We start from the raw sequence: 15246 nt of genomic DNA, 5'->3' as shown, positions 1-15246 counted from the left end.
AACTATACCCCCTCCCTAGCTTCCTTATAATACTCTCTTCTTATCTTTTCTCTGCCTCTACTAATTCTAGTATTTATATTACTTACAGAAAGCTTTAATGCTTCACTAATGCTTTTACTCTTCTCTCCAAGTAAAAATTTCATTATAAATATAGTTTTATCTGGTTCCTCCATACTTTCTATAATACTTACTAACCTGCTATTTTCTATATCATCAAGATAATGATCTTCTGCACTTTTACCATCAGTGATAGCTTCATCCATAAGCTGGTTATTTTCTTTTTTTCCATACTTTCTGTAGTAATCAATTGCTTTAAATTTTGTGATAGCTCCTATCCAACTTTTAAAATTAGAATTATCGCCAGTAAACTTATACCCATTAACCCAAATTGCCATAAATACATCTGACATACATTCCTCAATTAAACCTTTATCCTCTACAGAATATAAGGTTTTAGATATAATTCCTTTTATTAAGGGCCCATATATATCAATGATATAATCAAGAGCTTTAGGATCTTTTCTTTTTAATTCTTCAATAAAATTGTCTTTATCCACCCTCATTAAATCTCCTCCAAATTTCCTTCTTCACCCTATATATCGAAAGCAATATATCTTTTCTTACAAAATTATAAAATTATATATAAAAAGTGTCCTAAAATATACTATACTTTAGTTTAGTTTTTACTAAAATATAATCCAATATTTTAAGACACTCTTAAATTAAATATTATTTAATTATTTACTTCTCTAATTACTTACTTATCTAATCTACAGAATCTGTTTCCTCTAGTGGTTTGAAGAAACTTTTATCCCTTTTACAAACAGGACATCTCCAGTCTTCTTTTAATTCTTCAAAAGGTACCTCTTCTTGGCTTTCATCATACAAGTAGCCACATACACTACATTTATAAATTTTCATATCAATTCCTCCTCAATATAAAATTATATTAATAAACTCCTTATGTTAGCTAAACTACCAACTCAGGATTATTAATCTCTTACGCTTTGATGTAGCTTTAGTCATCCTATTTAAATTGTAAATCTCCTGAAAGTCCCATGAATAAAACAACTATTTGGCTAGTTATATATATTCCTAGTTGTAAAGTTTTATATTTTTATATTTGTACAGTTATATACTTGCCTTTTCAAGATTCTATGGCTCTACCTGTATAGCAGCATTTCCCCCAGAGTACTCCCACTTATTAAGTGTACCATTATTATTAATTACCGTCATAGAGTAATATTTATATTTAAACCCATATGTGTCTTGAGCCTCAACTAACACATCTAACATATCTCCATTTTTTAATTTATAATTCCCTTTGATAGTTCCAGTATAATTACTAACTTCACTTGAAGGTTCATTACCTTTTTCTAATTCAATTTCATCTATAACTTCCTCATTTATTCTTATCTTACATGAAGCTTCTTCTACAGAATTTCCTTTTATAGAACTTGGATAAATGACACTTTCAATCCATCCATCAATTATAACTTCATCACCCTTTATTTCATACTCTCCTCTAAAATCTTGAGGCATAATTTGAAGTTGATACTCCATCTCATCTATATATTCATCTTCCCATATTTCTTTTTTCACTTCTTCTCCATAGTCTAAAGTAAATCCAAATTTAACAGTACTCCTTATTGGAACTGCTATCTTTGCACTATAGTTTAGAGCTTTATCTATTTTACCTTCAACACTCTTACTATCTCCATTGCTACAGTCATAGTTAAAATAAAACTTTAATCCTTCTTTATATACCTTAGGAGTTCCTTTGAGATTAATACTAATGGTTTTATTTTCTACATCTAACCCTTCTACTGAGTAACTAAAGTCACTTAAAATACTCCCTTGCTTTTTTAGGTTTTCTTCTACAGTGGTATTAATGCTACTTAAGGATGTCCTCATATCATTATACTGATTATAAATATCACCTCGTAAGCTATCTAAGTCTTGTCTAAGAGAATTAACTTTTAACAAACCCCACAGATTAAGCAATATCAAAACTATAAATCCTATAATAACTCTTATTTTTACTTTTTTATTTTTCTCTAATAATTTATTATCTTCCACTTCAATCCCCTTTCATAACTATATTCTTATCCATCTATCTTCTAATGCTTTATTAACCATATCTTCATCACATAAGTATTCTCTTAATATATCTCTTATGTATCTATCATCATATTTATGATTAGAATTATTCTTTAAATCTTTATATCCAGAACCTCTATGAAGATAATCAGAGCTACTTACCCTATAAACTTTATCTTCCTTAAGAGGTTGTCCATTTATAATAACTTCTAACACTTCTCTTTCCCTATATTTAATCTTTACATTTCTAGAAAAATGAAGTCTTCCTACATATTTCCCTCTAAAACCTGGTCCCCTACCATCAGCTAAAACTATGTCCCCATCTAAACTTTCCTTAATAGCTTCTAATATATATTTTCCTTCAATTTCAAAGTATGTAGGATTTAATGGAGATGGCTCTATTTGTAATAGCTTAAGATTAGTTACTGCACCTTTTTTTATTCCTCCATTTAATACTCCACTATTTATGAAAGCAAAATCACAATTATAAACTTTAGATAGTCCATCTGCTAATAAGTTAGTAATAGGATTTTCTTCTATTACATCATGCCATAAATTTTCTTTAACTTCATATAGTGGTATAGAAAGATTATTTAAAGCTATCTCTTTATTCTTCTTCAATACTTTAATTATACCTTTATCCATATCTAAGCCTTCTATATTTATATTTTCGCCTTTTACTAAACTTACTTTATTATCTTTTATAGACAGTTTCAATACTCCCAAGTGTTCTCCAAACTGTCCTGAGGTATGGATTATGGTATTATTTATAATCTTAGGTTCATCCATAAGAATATGAAAATGTCCTCCTATTATTACATCTACCTCCGAAATTTTTGTTGCAATCTCTTCATCTTTATCCATACCTAAATGAGATAGAACTATACATATATCATATTTACCCTTATTATTATTTATCTCCTTATTTATTCCCTCCAGATAACCTAAAATATCTAATCCACAGCTTGTACTAAACTCATTTAAATTTGGAGAAGCACCTATAATTAATATTCTTAACCCAACTTTATTAATTATTATACTTTTGTTTAGCCCTTCTATTCCCTTACCATTGAGTTTTCTTATATGACAACTTAAAAAAGGGATCCTTCCATCAGAGGTTAATCCTTCTAAAGTATGAATTCCATCAAAGGTCTCATTATTTCCAATGGAAATAGCATCATATTCAGCTTCCTGCAATAAGTCTATTGCAACCTTCCCCTTAGTTCCATTAACTTCTACTCTTTTGAAATCTGCTAAATCTCCTGCATCTAATATAATTGTATTATCATTTTTTAACTCATTAATTTTTGTAGTTATTCTTGCTAAATTTTCAAAATTGCTATGTATATCGTTAGTATGTAATATTTGTAATTCCATAATACATCTCCTTTATTTATGTTAATAAATCATTATAAAATTTACATAAAAATAGTCTTTATCTAAATTAACGAACATTATATATACATATATATAAATATTTTACAACATACCATGGAATATTTATATAAAAATTTCATTGAAATTGAAATTTATTTTCACAAATATTACACATATAACATAACATACTATTAGGTAGAAATTAATTCAAGGAGAAAACAAATGAGCAATTATAGTAATTACTCACATAGAAAAATGGAGTACGCTTGTGCTTTTGTATTACCTCAAGCATATGAAAATTTATTTTTAATTAAAGATGCTCTATCAAAGGGCACAATATTTAAGGATTTATATAAACCTTACAATGAGAAGAAAAACTCAAGATGGGAATAGAGGGGTGAGATATTATGTATGATCAAGAATTATTAAATAATATAAGAAAACTTCAATTTTATTGCATAGATTTAAATCTATATTTAGATAACTTCCCTGATAACGAGGAAGCTACTAAGGATCTACAAGCCGTATCTCATAAGCTCGGAATATTAGTACGTCAATATGAAGAAAAATATGGCCCACTTACTAATTTCGGCTCAGCCTCTGTTGAAAGTCCAATGTGCTGGACTTCATTACCATGGCCTTGGGAAAATTATTAACACAGGAGGATTATAATATGTGGTATTATACAAAAATGTTAGAATATCCAATAAATCTTAAATCTAAAGATCTTAGAATGGCAAAATTTCTAGTAGCTCAATATGGTGGCCCAGATGGAGAATTAAGTGCAGCACTTAGATATTTGAATCAACGTTACACTATGCCTACTGGAAAATCTAAAGCACTACTTACTGATATAGGTACAGAGGAGATGGCTCACGTTGAAATGATAGCTACTATGATTTATCAACTTATGAGTAATGCTACCCTAGAAGAGCTTGAAGAAGTAGGCCTTGGTGGTCACTATACTAACCACGGAAGAGCTTTATTCTACACAGACCCTGAAGGAGTACCTTGGACAGCAGCTTATATCCAAGCTAAAGATGATGTAGTTGCAGATCTTCATGAAGATTTAGCTGCAGAAGAAAAAGCAAGAGCAACCTATGAATGGTTAATAAATCAAAGTGATGATTATCAAATTAAAGAAATTTTGAAATTCTTAAGGGAAAGAGAAGTTGTTCACTTCCAAAGATTTGGTGAGGCTCTAGATGACGTGCAAGACTGTTTTAAAAGAAAACCATTGCTAGATCCATTGAATAGATAAATTAAAAATTTATATTCTAAGTGAATATACTTATATAAATAAGGGGCTTTGCAAAATAAACTAATTTTATATATTTTGCTAAGATCCCTTATTTTAATTTTACTAGATAACCTTGCTATAATTACCATAAAACTTTATATAATAATCAACTTCATTCTTTAGATTTTAAAAATATTATAGGGGATATCAATAAATAAACTTCTAATCTTTCACTATGTTGAGCTTGTACTTATATCAGATGACAAGCTCAACATTAATTTAATATTTAGCTTATTTTGAGATATCCCCTTTCTTAAATCAGAAGTTTTAACTATATTATAGTTGTATCTCCATTACTACTTCTCCCCACATTATCTTTCCAGTTTTTCTAAAACCTACAGCTTCATATAATTTTTCAGCAACACTATTTTCTGGTTCAAAGCTTGTATAAACTTCTATATTTCCATGTTCTTCTTTTAATAGTTCTAATAGTTTTAATATAGCAGCCCTACCATAACCCTTACCTTGATATTTCTTGTCCATCATAAGTCTACACATCCACCAGCTATTATCATCACTATCAAAGCTGTACATTAAAAATCCTACCATAACTTCTCCATCATATATTGCTAACGGATAGTTTCCATCTTCAAACTTAGACTCTAATATAGAGTATGCATTTGATGCTACGAAACACTTCTGGTTTTCTTCTACAGAGAGCTCAATACACTCGCTCCAATTGTCATTATCTATTGCTTTAAAAATAATCTCCATAAATATTTTCCCCCTAATATTATATTTCTTTCTTATAAAAAACCTCATCCTCACCTTCAAATCCAGTTATAAACTGTTTTAAGCCAAAACTAGAGTACAGATTTTTTGTTACTATATTCCCTGGATGAAAGCTTAAATATATAGTTTTATATTTAGACTTTTTCTTTATATCTTCTATTACTAATGATAATGCTTTTCTACCATAACCATTTCCTTGATATTTTTCATCTATCATAAATCTTCTTAATTCAGCCATTTCATCCTCATCTTCTTCTCCATGCATAGCAAATCCAATAATTTTATCATCCTTATAGATTCCTAACAGTGTATAATTAGGATAGAATCTTGATTCTGCAATAGACTTTAAATTAGAATGAGGCAAGTATGTCTCTTGCTCCTTTGATATTTTTAACTTAACACATTCTTCCCAATTTTCTAGATTTATATCTTTAATGCTAATATTCATTTATTCACCTACCTAGAACTATTTAATTTTGAAAACACAACTCTATCCTCATATTTATCATTTTATTTGCTATAAATTTATTATTCTTATTTCATACTTCTAAATCAAATATCTATAATAATCTAATTGTGTTTTAATAATAAATCCATTATTAATATAAAGGTTATATGCTGTATGATTTTTGCTATCCACCTCAAGATATATATCTTTAATATCCAAGGTCAACGCCTTCTCTATTCCCTTACTTAATATCTCTTTTCCATAACCAAGCCCTCGATACTTAGTTGAAATTCCTAATCCACAAATAAACGCATTGCCACCTTCTAAGCTAATACTACATATACCAACAATTTCATTATCTACTTTAGCCATATAGGATATCCTATCTTTAGCTTCTATTGCTCTATTAACAATAGCCTTTCCTTCTTCCAAAGTTTTATTAAAAATGTCCATGTATAGCTTTGCTATTTCATCTACATCTTGATTAATTATTTGATATAATTTTAGCTTGTTCTGTGCTTTAGTAAATTTATCCTCTTTATAGACTAATAGATACTCAGAAAAATCATATTTAACATTAAATTTCCTTAAAGTTAACCTACCGTCATTGCTTGAAGGCTCATGCACAAAGAGTATTTCTCTAACATCATACTTTCTTAGCTCATTAATAGCACTTTCTAAAAGTATTTTAAAGAAACCTTTCTTTCTCTTCTCTGGCAATGTATATGTAGAAATCTCTGCCTCCTCTGAAGTTGGTATAAACATAACTAGAAAGCTTACAAGTATTTCTTCTTCATATAATAGGAAAAAACAATTTATTTCCTTATTAAAGTTAATTTCGTTTGATAGAAATGCACTTCCTTTAGTTTTATCGTAGTTTTTGCAAGCCTCTTCTAAGTTTTCAATATCTTCAATCTGCTTCTTATCTAGTTCTCTTAACTNNTGCATTAATTCTAACCCCCTACATAAAAATGGCCATATCCCTTCACCGTAGATGATAGGATATGGCTAACTAGCACATATTTCTTCTTAAACATAGTTTTAAACTAAAATATTACTTTTAACTTCACTATGCTATTTAAAATATTTAGATATAAAAAGTCCTAGGAATACCCCTAGGACTTAATTACAAATTAATACTTTAAATTCAACTTTAAAAACCTATAATTTCAGGTAGGGCGTTATTATATATTCTATTTAATTTTATATTATTTTTATAAAAATCTCTGTTCATAAACAACGTATTCCCACCTTTCTTATTACTTATATTTACATTATAATATTTTTATATATTATTTGTCAATATTTTAAATTCTACCCTTAAAAGTCTGGTCTTACTTACGAATCCGCTACTTTCTAAAGTTTTTTTAGAATTTGTATTATAGTACCAACATCCGCAAATTGGAATTTCTCCTTGCTTATAGCAAATTTTCTTTAGCTCTGCTATAATAGTTCTTCCAATGCCCTTTTGTCTATATTCTTCTCTAGTAAACATACCTATACTAGTATATCCTTTTAGTATTTCTCCTTTTTCTTGTATACCAAATCCTAACACATTAGTACTCTCTTCAAAAATATATAATTCTCCATCTTTAACCTGTTTATCTACGTCTTCAAAGAAATCACCACTGAATTCCGTTATCACATCAATATCTTTATCTTCTGCTTTTCTTAGATTACCATTGTTATAATACCTTATTTTCTCTGGGCTACATTTATGATCCTGGAAAAAATAAGCTTGATTTTTTACTTCTTTATTTTCTATATCACATATACAACTTAAATATAACTCGTCTCCTGTAAATACATAGGCTGATTTTGGTTTAAACTTTTTTAATATAGCATTAAAATACTTTTGAGCGTATTTTATATATTTACACTTGATATAAAACAGTGTTAATAATTCATCATCATATATAGCAAAATATCCTATATACTTTGAATTCATAACTATTCTATAAAACTTAGACTTAATTATATGGTCCTCTAAATATGAATCAAAGGGTGAAGACAGGGTTTTTATATACTCTTTTAAAAACTTACTTATATCATCACAATTAGTTAATTCGAAGTTTATACTTGCTTTCATATATTTCCTATAATCTCCAATAAATTAAACCCCTTTGCCCTTATTAAAATACCTTCTTTCATGCTACAGCTTATTTTCCGCATAAATAATCTTTCTTTAATAATTTTACTCATTTTTATCTAGTAAGTACCTGTTAATAGTACTACTAAATCCCCCCCTTTTTTCACTTTATTTACCCCAGTTATTTTCTTTACTTAGTGGCTTGTCTTTCTTTTATTGCAATAATAGCTTCCCCCTAGCAATTTGGGAAATTACTAATTTACTATTTAATTTAAAACTTAGTTACCCCTATTATTAGCACTACACATTTCACAGTCTATAGCTAAAACTATAGCTAAGCATAATATTTCATCAACCTGATCAGATATATTTAGCACATAGCTATCTCCCCAAGTAAACCATTCCTTACTCACCGTCATAACAGCATATCCACCTTGATATAATGTATAATCATGGGCCCAAAAATCACCTGTTAGCCTTAAATCAGTTCCATCTAGATAATAGCTTTGATTAATAAAAGTAAATTTTTTTATCAAATCTCCAATTACTATGCCATTTATGATAATTTCAAACTTAGGCATAAAGGTAAAGAGTTTCTGCCTTATATAGCCCACTTCTTTGTGATTTTTGTCATAAATATGAAGTTTATGCCCCATAGAAAACATTTCACCTTCAACGAAATATTTATCTTCCTCTTTTTCATCTTTAACTATAAATCTATCAGTAAATGAAAATACTTTTTGCTTAATATATAATTTCATAGCTTCCTCCGTCATATATACTCATTATTAATATTATCTCATAAATTTTAGAATATTAATACAAATTTATGTAGTTATGTAATCTAAATAATTTTTAATATATTATTATATTAAAAATTATTCAGATTATATTTATAGATAAATGTTCAATAATATTTAATAATTTCTATAATAACTTAAAAAGAATTTGATTAATAATAAAATATTTGATTTTAAATGTAAAAAAAATATTGAGCATGATATAATAATATCGTAATTTAATATAGGAGGGAAAATTATGTCTGAAAAAAAGGATAAACAAATTCTTTGGTACACCTTAGCTTTTATGGCATTTTCAACAGTATGGGGATTTGGTAATGTTATTAACGGCTTCTCTGAGTACAATGGACTTAAAGCAATCGTATCTTGGGTAATAATTTTTACTATTTATTTTGTACCTTATGCACTAATGGTAGGTGAATTAGGATCTGCATTTAAAAACTCTGGTGGTGGAGTTAGTTCTTGGATTCATGAAACCATAGGACCAAAAATTGCATACTACGCTGGATGGACATACTGGGTAGTTCATATGCCTTATATTTCACAAAAACCATCTGGTTTCATGATTTCAGCTAGCTGGGCAATTTTCCAAGACAAACGAATCAGTAGTATGAATACAACTCTATTACAACTGTCTTGCTTAGTAGTATTTTTAATTGCATTATATATTGCTTCAAAGGGATTAAACCCATTAAAAAAGATAGCTACCTTTGCAGGAACATCTATGTTCGTAATGTCTATTTTATTTATCATCTTAATGTTAGCAGCTCCAGCAATTACAGATGCTAATCTAAATGCTATAGATTGGTCATTTAAAACTTTTATGCCTACATTTGATGTTAAATTCTTTACTAGCTTATCCATCTTAGTCTTTGCTGTTGGTGGATGTGAAAAAATATCACCTTATGTTAACCAAGTTAAAGACCCAGAAACTGGTTTTTCAAAAGGTATGATTGCATTAGCAATTATGGTTGCAGTATGTGCAATTTTAGGAACTATATCATTAGGTATGATGTTTGATTCAAATAATGTTCCTAAAGACTTAATGACTAATGGTGCATATTATGCTTTCCAAAAGTTAGGTGAATACTATCACATAGGAAATACTTTCGTAATTATTTATGCTATTACAAATCTTATTGGACAATTTGCAGTACTTATAATATCAATTGATGCACCTTTACGTATGTTACTTAATAGTGCTGATAGAGAGTTTATACCTGAAAAAATGTTTGTACAAAACAAACACGGTGCTTATATAAACGGACATAAACTTATATTAGTTATTGTTTCAATTTTAATAATTCTACCTGCTTTTGGTATAGGAAATGTAGATGAATTAGTAAAATGGCTAGTAAAACTAAATGCTGTATGTATGCCTCTACGTTATTTATGGGTATTTGTTGCATACATAGCTTTAAAGAAGGCAGGAGAAAAATTCAATCCTGAATACAAATTTGTAAAAAATAAAACATTAGGTATTATTATAGGAGCATGGTGTTTTGCATTTACTGCTTTCGCATGTATTGGTGGTATATACTCTACAGATCCATTCCAATTAGTACTTAATATTGCAACGCCATTCTTCTTAATAGGTTTAGGATTAATTCTTCCTTATATAGCGAAGAAAACTAATCACTAATTTTATAGTTAAATAGTACAAGCATATAAAAATAGGATTGAATAAAGATATAATATCTTTATTCAATCCTTAATTTTTATATTATTATTTTATTCCTTTAGCTTTTAATTTCTCAAGCATATCTACTGTCATCTTAGCTAAGTCATATTCAGCTTTAAAGCCCCACTCTTCTTTAGCAGCAGATGGGTCTATTGAATCTGGCCAAGTATTTGCAATTCCTTGTCTTACTGGGTCTACATCATAAGACATTTCAAATTCTGGAATATGCTTTCTAATTTCTGCAGCTATTTGCTCTGGTTCAAAGCTCATTGCAGTTATATTAAATGCATTTCTGTGCTTTAATTTACTTGGATCAGCTTCCATTAAAGTGATTATTGCATTTATAGCATCTGGCATATACATCATATCCATGTAAGTTCCTTTACCAATGAAAGAAGTATACTTACCAGTTTTTAATGCTTCATAGTAAATATCAACTGCATAATCTGTAGTTCCACCACCTGGTAATGCTACGTAAGAAATAAGTCCTGGGAATCTTACTCCTCTTGTATCTACGCCATATTTAGAGTTATAGTAATCACATAATAACTCTCCTGAAACCTTAGTTACACCATACATAGTGTTTGGTCTTTGAATAGTATCTTGTGGAGTATTTACTTTAGGTGTAGATGGTCCAAATGCTCCTATTGAACTTGGAGTGAAGAATTTACAATTTAATTCTCTAGCAACTTCTAAAGCGTTTACAAGACCACCCATGTTAATAGTCCACGCAAGTTGTGGTTTTGCTTCTGCAACTGCTGATAAAAGTGCTGCAAGGTGAATAATAGTGTCCACTTTATGTTTTTTAGCTATTGATAAGAATTCATCGTAGTTTGTTACGTCTAAAGTTTCAAAAATTCCACCTTCAACGATTGGATTTCCTTCTGGCTTTCTCACATCTGTAGCTACTACATTATCTACTCCGTAAACTTCTCTTAATTTCGTTACTAATTCCGTACCAATTTGACCTAAGCATCCGCTAACTAATATTCTTTTCATATTGATTCTCCCTATCTAATGTTATTTAAATTTTATTTAAATGTTTTTTAGTTAAAATCTATAACCTTTAGAGGAGGATATCCCTCCTCTACTTTTAATACAAATATTATTTTATTAAGCCCATTTCTCTTCCTACTTTTGCATATTTAGCAATAGCTTCATCTAACAATTCTTTTGTGTGAGCAGCTGATGGCATGTTTCTTACTCTAGCTGTTCCAAGTGGTACTGTTGGGAATACTATTGATTTAGCATATACACCCTCTTCATATAATCTTCTACTGAATTCTTGAGCCTCAGCAGCATCTCCAATTATGCATGGAGTTATAGGTGTTTCACTATGTCCAATATCAAATCCTAATTCTTTTAAGCCCTTTTTAAGGTAATTTCCATTTTCCCATAATCTATCATGAAGTTCCGTACTTTCAGTTAATATATTTACAGCCTCTATACAAGCTCCTGCTGCTGCTGGAGTTAATGATGTAGAGAATAGGAATGGTCTACCTCTAACCTTTAACCAGTCGATAAGATCTTTAGATCCTGCTACATATCCTCCAACTACACCAATAGCTTTAGAAAGTGTTCCTATTTGGAAATCTATTTTATCTGATAATCCAAAATGGTGAACTGTTCCAGCACCTTTTCCTAGTACCCCAGAACCGTGAGCATCATCAACGTAAGTAATTAAATCAAACTCTTCTGCAATCTCAACAATTTTAGGAAGTTTTGCAACATCTCCATCCATTGAGAATACACCATCAGTGATTACCATTATTTTTTCATATAATCCTGATTCTTTTGCTTCCTTAGCCTTTGCTCTTAAATCATCCATATCAGAGTGTTCAACTCTTATGATTTTAGCTCCTGATAATCTACATCCATCTATAATTGACGCATGATTTAGTGCATCTGAAAGTATTGCATCTTTTTTGTTCATTACAGCAGATATCGCTGCCATATTACAGTTAAATCCTGATTGGAAAGCTATTGCAGCTTCAGTGTGCTTAAATGTTGCTAACTTCTTCTCTAATTCTATATGTATGTCTAATGTTCCATTTATTGTTCTAACAGCACCAGCACCTACGCCGTACTTTTCTGTAGCTTTGATTGAAGCTTCAATCATTCTCTTGTTAGTGGCAAGTCCTAGATAGTTGTTTGAAGATAGGTTTATTAGCTTCTTTCCTTCTATTTCTATCACAGGTCCATTTTGTCCTGTAATAACATTAATTTCATTATAAAGCCCTTTACTTTTAAGGTCCTCTAAATTAGTTTTAAGGAAATTGTTTAAAGATTTGCTTCCCATTTGATTACCTCCATTTAAATTATATTAAATAAAATTTACTATACATGCTAATATATTAATAACACATATAAGTATATTTATACTCCATAATAATATTTTTTAACACTTACTTTTATAAATCCGCTACTTATACTTTTCCTTTACATAATTAGAATATCATCTACTATAAGTTTTTCAATAAATCCTTATTTATATACACCTCTATATTTTTCTGGTAAAAGAGCAGCTATAGATTTCATAACTTCTAACATAGCTCTTTCATTATATTCATTCTTATCTTCTTCTTTAAGTTTTTCAGGTAAATATATAGGTTCTCCAAATCTTACAGTAACTTGAGCTGTTTGGAAGTTTTCTTCCCCCATATCACCATCATTTATAGGTAAAAATTCTTCTGTGCCCGCTAAACCAATTGGAATTATCTTAGCCTTAGATAACTTAGCCATTAGAAGAAATCCCTTCTTACCTTCTATCATTGAACCACTTCTACTTCTTGTTCCCTCGGGAAATATCATAATATTTTCTCCGGCTCTAAGTTTCTTTACAATTTTACTAATAGCATCCTTATCTGCAGAATTAGGTTTAATTGCTATGGTCTTTATAAACTTAAATCCATTCTTAGTAAAATCGTTATTGGAAAGCTTTACTCCCGCAATGAATGTAGGGTCAAAGTCTTTTAATAGTTCGTTAAGTATTAGACCATCAGCATTACTTAAATGGTTACATATAAATATTATTGGGCCCTTTATACCTTTAATTTTTTCATAGCCTTCAACCTTCATATTAGCATACTTTTTTATTGATGTCTTTACATAACTTCTTGCTAGTTTTCCAGAAAGACTCTCTGGTAATTTATTTAAAATCTTTGTTAATATATCTCTTTTCATAGAAATCTCCTTTATACCTAAGACTTACCTCCATACTACTTCTTGAATAATCTGTTATAATACTCCTTTATGTATGGTGAGTTAATACTCTCTTCTATATTATCTCTATCTTCATTATACCTCAAATAATAATTGATAAGCCCATTTCTTATTAATAAATTCTTTCCACGCCATCCACAAGAATGCATGATATACTTTTCTTTAAAGTTTTTATTATCAAGGTTTATAAGCTCTAATAAATCAACCTTTTCCATATATTCCTTAGGTAGAAATTCTTTAATAGGTGAAACTTCCACATTTAAATTATGTGGACATACTTTTTGACAATTGTCACACCCAAAAATCTTGCCTTTAACCATATTTAATTCCTCATGATTTAAGTGCTTTTTTTGAGTTAAATAAGAAACACATCGTGAAGAATTAAACTTTTTAACATCTTCTATTATAACATTTGTTGGGCATTTTTCCACACATAAATTGCACCCTTTACAGCCATATTTTTTTGATTTATCCCCTTGTAGCTTAAGATTTGTTATTATTTCTCCTAAAAATACATAGGAGCCATACTTTTCCGTAATAAGAGTATTATTCTTACCTATAAATCCAACTCCACTTATAGCTGCGATATACCTCTCTGGTAATGGGTTACTATCTACAAACCATTTAGCCTCTCCTCCTAAGGATTCTATATAATCACATATTTCCTTTAAATATTTTTCTACTACCCTATGATAATCTAGTCCCCTTGTATATAGAGAAAATTTATCGCCTTCTCCTTTATCATCATGATAATAAGGAAAGGCTATTGATATAATAGTCTCTCCATTTTCCATTAAAAGCTTTGGATTAATCTTTTTTTCTATATCTTCCTCTTCAAACTCATTAAAAAGATTATTTTCTTTTCTATCTATGAAAAATTCCTCTAGTTCATTAAATCTTCTACACTCTGTAAACCCAATAGTATCTAAAGAAAGTTTCTTTGCATAGTTTATTATTTTCTGTTTTTTATCTATATATTCTTCCATTGATTTATATATTTCCTACTTTCTCTTTTACATATATCCTATTCATATCCTGAGCTTATTATTAGTTTACCCTTGCTCTATTGTACTCCATACAAATACTCTGCTGCATACTTAGCTGCTAATTTCCCTTGATTCATGACCTTCTCCACATTAGTATACCCATCAACCACTGCGCCACAGGCAAATATTCCTTTCATTGAGGTCTCCATTTCATCTGAAATAAATATACCACCCTTTTCTTTCTCTATATCTATTCCCATTTTTTCTGCTATTGCAGTATCTGGCTTTAAGTTCATACATAGCACTAAGGTATCACAATCCACATATTTACTAGTTCCTTCAATAACATTATATTCTTCATCTAGATGTACGATATCTACACCAGTAACTCTATGAGTACCATATATCTTTACTACTCTATGGTTAAAGAGTACAGGAATATTAAAGTCTTCAACATATTCCTTAGCTTTATTACTTACAGCTCTAATAGCTCCACTGGTTTCTATCATAC

General features: G+C 29.5%; 18 protein-coding genes. 4 read left to right on the top strand and 14 right to left on the bottom strand.

What is annotated here, in order from left to right; all coding sequences use genetic code 11:
* Positions 1-2 precede the first annotated feature (2 nt).
* The 4 genes from B2671_RS07075 to B2671_RS07060 form a co-directional block, all read right to left on the bottom strand.
* Positions 3-563: a sigma-70 family RNA polymerase sigma factor gene (locus B2671_RS07075; RefSeq protein WP_346869775.1), complete on the bottom strand. Its 561-nt coding sequence runs from the start codon at positions 561-563 to the stop codon at positions 3-5.
* Positions 564-765: 202 nt separating this feature from the next.
* Positions 766-921, bottom strand: a complete 156-nt coding sequence (locus B2671_RS07070) for a rubredoxin (RefSeq protein ID WP_346869774.1) — start codon at positions 919-921, stop codon at positions 766-768.
* Positions 922-1155: 234 nt separating this feature from the next.
* The gene (locus B2671_RS07065) at positions 1156-2079 is read right to left on the bottom strand and encodes a hypothetical protein (protein ID WP_346869773.1); all 924 of its coding nucleotides are present in this window, start codon (positions 2077-2079) and stop codon (positions 1156-1158) included.
* Between the two features lie 18 nt (positions 2080-2097).
* Positions 2098-3477, bottom strand: a complete 1380-nt coding sequence (locus tag B2671_RS07060; protein WP_346869772.1) for a bifunctional metallophosphatase/5'-nucleotidase — start codon at positions 3475-3477, stop codon at positions 2098-2100.
* A gap of 222 nt (positions 3478-3699) precedes the next feature.
* Here B2671_RS07060 and B2671_RS07055 point away from each other — a divergent pair, with 222 nt between their 5' ends.
* The 3 genes from B2671_RS07055 to B2671_RS07045 are packed head-to-tail and all read left to right on the top strand — an operon-like array spanning position 3700 to position 4738.
* A complete protein-coding gene (locus tag B2671_RS07055; protein WP_346869771.1) occupies positions 3700-3870 on the top strand; it encodes a spore coat associated protein CotJA in 171 nt (56 codons plus the stop codon).
* Between the two features lie 14 nt (positions 3871-3884).
* Positions 3885-4133: a spore coat protein CotJB gene (locus tag B2671_RS07050; RefSeq protein WP_035129619.1), complete on the top strand. Its 249-nt coding sequence runs from the start codon at positions 3885-3887 to the stop codon at positions 4131-4133.
* 17 nt (positions 4134-4150) lie between these two features.
* The gene (locus tag B2671_RS07045; protein ID WP_035129621.1) at positions 4151-4738 is read left to right on the top strand and encodes a manganese catalase family protein; all 588 of its coding nucleotides are present in this window, start codon (positions 4151-4153) and stop codon (positions 4736-4738) included.
* A 315-nt stretch (positions 4739-5053) separates the two neighbouring features.
* Here the strand turns inward: B2671_RS07045 and B2671_RS07040 are convergent, their stop codons facing one another.
* From B2671_RS07040 to B2671_RS07020, 5 genes are all read right to left on the bottom strand, one after another.
* Positions 5054-5491, bottom strand: a complete 438-nt coding sequence (locus tag B2671_RS07040; protein WP_346869770.1) for a GNAT family N-acetyltransferase — start codon at positions 5489-5491, stop codon at positions 5054-5056.
* 19 nt (positions 5492-5510) lie between these two features.
* The gene (locus B2671_RS07035) at positions 5511-5957 is read right to left on the bottom strand and encodes a GNAT family N-acetyltransferase (RefSeq protein ID WP_346869769.1); all 447 of its coding nucleotides are present in this window, start codon (positions 5955-5957) and stop codon (positions 5511-5513) included.
* 99 nt (positions 5958-6056) lie between these two features.
* Positions 6057-6905 carry a GNAT family N-acetyltransferase gene (locus tag B2671_RS07030; protein WP_346869768.1) on the bottom strand — a complete coding sequence of 283 codons (849 nt, stop codon included), beginning with the start codon at positions 6903-6905 and terminating at the stop codon, positions 6057-6059.
* A gap of 337 nt (positions 6906-7242) precedes the next feature.
* Positions 7243-8046, bottom strand: a complete 804-nt coding sequence (locus B2671_RS07025) for a GNAT family N-acetyltransferase (RefSeq protein WP_346869767.1) — start codon at positions 8044-8046, stop codon at positions 7243-7245.
* A 278-nt stretch (positions 8047-8324) separates the two neighbouring features.
* A complete protein-coding gene (locus tag B2671_RS07020; RefSeq protein WP_346869766.1) occupies positions 8325-8822 on the bottom strand; it encodes an LURP-one-related/scramblase family protein in 498 nt (165 codons plus the stop codon).
* Between the two features lie 262 nt (positions 8823-9084).
* Between B2671_RS07020 and B2671_RS07015 the strand changes: the two genes are divergently transcribed.
* The gene (locus B2671_RS07015; protein ID WP_346869765.1) at positions 9085-10488 is read left to right on the top strand and encodes an APC family permease; all 1404 of its coding nucleotides are present in this window, start codon (positions 9085-9087) and stop codon (positions 10486-10488) included.
* Positions 10489-10572: 84 nt separating this feature from the next.
* Here the strand turns inward: B2671_RS07015 and B2671_RS07010 are convergent, their stop codons facing one another.
* From B2671_RS07010 to B2671_RS06990, 5 genes are all read right to left on the bottom strand, one after another.
* A complete protein-coding gene (locus B2671_RS07010; RefSeq protein ID WP_346869764.1) occupies positions 10573-11526 on the bottom strand; it encodes an L-threonine 3-dehydrogenase in 954 nt (317 codons plus the stop codon).
* Positions 11527-11632: 106 nt separating this feature from the next.
* Positions 11633-12826, bottom strand: coding sequence for a glycine C-acetyltransferase (locus B2671_RS07005; RefSeq protein ID WP_346869763.1), 1194 nt, complete (start codon positions 12824-12826; stop codon positions 11633-11635).
* 185 nt (positions 12827-13011) lie between these two features.
* On the bottom strand, positions 13012-13710 hold the full coding sequence (locus B2671_RS07000) for a lysophospholipid acyltransferase family protein (protein WP_035129646.1): 699 nt from the start codon (positions 13708-13710) through the stop codon (positions 13012-13014).
* 35 nt (positions 13711-13745) lie between these two features.
* Positions 13746-14735 carry a tRNA epoxyqueuosine(34) reductase QueG gene (gene queG / locus B2671_RS06995; RefSeq protein WP_346869762.1) on the bottom strand — a complete coding sequence of 330 codons (990 nt, stop codon included), beginning with the start codon at positions 14733-14735 and terminating at the stop codon, positions 13746-13748.
* Positions 14736-14812: 77 nt separating this feature from the next.
* The coding region (locus B2671_RS06990; protein WP_346869761.1) for an FAD-dependent oxidoreductase at positions 14813-15246 on the bottom strand (434 nt) is incomplete at its 5' end.

The sequence above is a fragment of the Clostridium sp. UBA5119 genome (genome assembly GCF_002414285.1).
GTDB classification, from domain to species: Bacteria; Bacillota; Clostridia; order Clostridiales; family Clostridiaceae; genus Clostridium_J; species Clostridium_J sulfidigenes.
The sequence above is the reverse complement of the archived record's forward strand: the minus strand, read 5'-3'. Positions and strand labels throughout refer to the sequence as shown.

Coding starts and splice junctions, on each gene's coding strand:
- queG (WP_346869762.1), bottom strand. CDS start 14,735: ATGGAAGAATATATAGATAAAAAACAGAAAATAATAAACTATGCAAAG.
- B2671_RS07000 (WP_035129646.1), bottom strand. CDS start 13,710: ATGAAAAGAGATATATTAACAAAGATTTTAAATAAATTACCAGAGAGT.
- B2671_RS07060 (WP_346869772.1), bottom strand. CDS start 3,477: ATGGAATTACAAATATTACATACTAACGATATACATAGCAATTTTGAA.
- B2671_RS07005 (WP_346869763.1), bottom strand. CDS start 12,826: ATGGGAAGCAAATCTTTAAACAATTTCCTTAAAACTAATTTAGAGGAC.
- B2671_RS07050 (WP_035129619.1), top strand. CDS start 3,885: ATGTATGATCAAGAATTATTAAATAATATAAGAAAACTTCAATTTTAT.
- B2671_RS07055 (WP_346869771.1), top strand. CDS start 3,700: ATGAGCAATTATAGTAATTACTCACATAGAAAAATGGAGTACGCTTGT.
- B2671_RS07070 (WP_346869774.1), bottom strand. CDS start 921: ATGAAAATTTATAAATGTAGTGTATGTGGCTACTTGTATGATGAAAGC.
- B2671_RS07025 (WP_346869767.1), bottom strand. CDS start 8,046: ATGAAAGCAAGTATAAACTTCGAATTAACTAATTGTGATGATATAAGT.
- B2671_RS07045 (WP_035129621.1), top strand. CDS start 4,151: ATGTGGTATTATACAAAAATGTTAGAATATCCAATAAATCTTAAATCT.
- B2671_RS07015 (WP_346869765.1), top strand. CDS start 9,085: ATGTCTGAAAAAAAGGATAAACAAATTCTTTGGTACACCTTAGCTTTT.
- B2671_RS07040 (WP_346869770.1), bottom strand. CDS start 5,491: ATGGAGATTATTTTTAAAGCAATAGATAATGACAATTGGAGCGAGTGT.
- B2671_RS07035 (WP_346869769.1), bottom strand. CDS start 5,957: ATGAATATTAGCATTAAAGATATAAATCTAGAAAATTGGGAAGAATGT.
- B2671_RS07020 (WP_346869766.1), bottom strand. CDS start 8,822: ATGACGGAGGAAGCTATGAAATTATATATTAAGCAAAAAGTATTTTCA.
- B2671_RS07010 (WP_346869764.1), bottom strand. CDS start 11,526: ATGAAAAGAATATTAGTTAGCGGATGCTTAGGTCAAATTGGTACGGAA.
- B2671_RS07075 (WP_346869775.1), bottom strand. CDS start 563: ATGAGGGTGGATAAAGACAATTTTATTGAAGAATTAAAAAGAAAAGAT.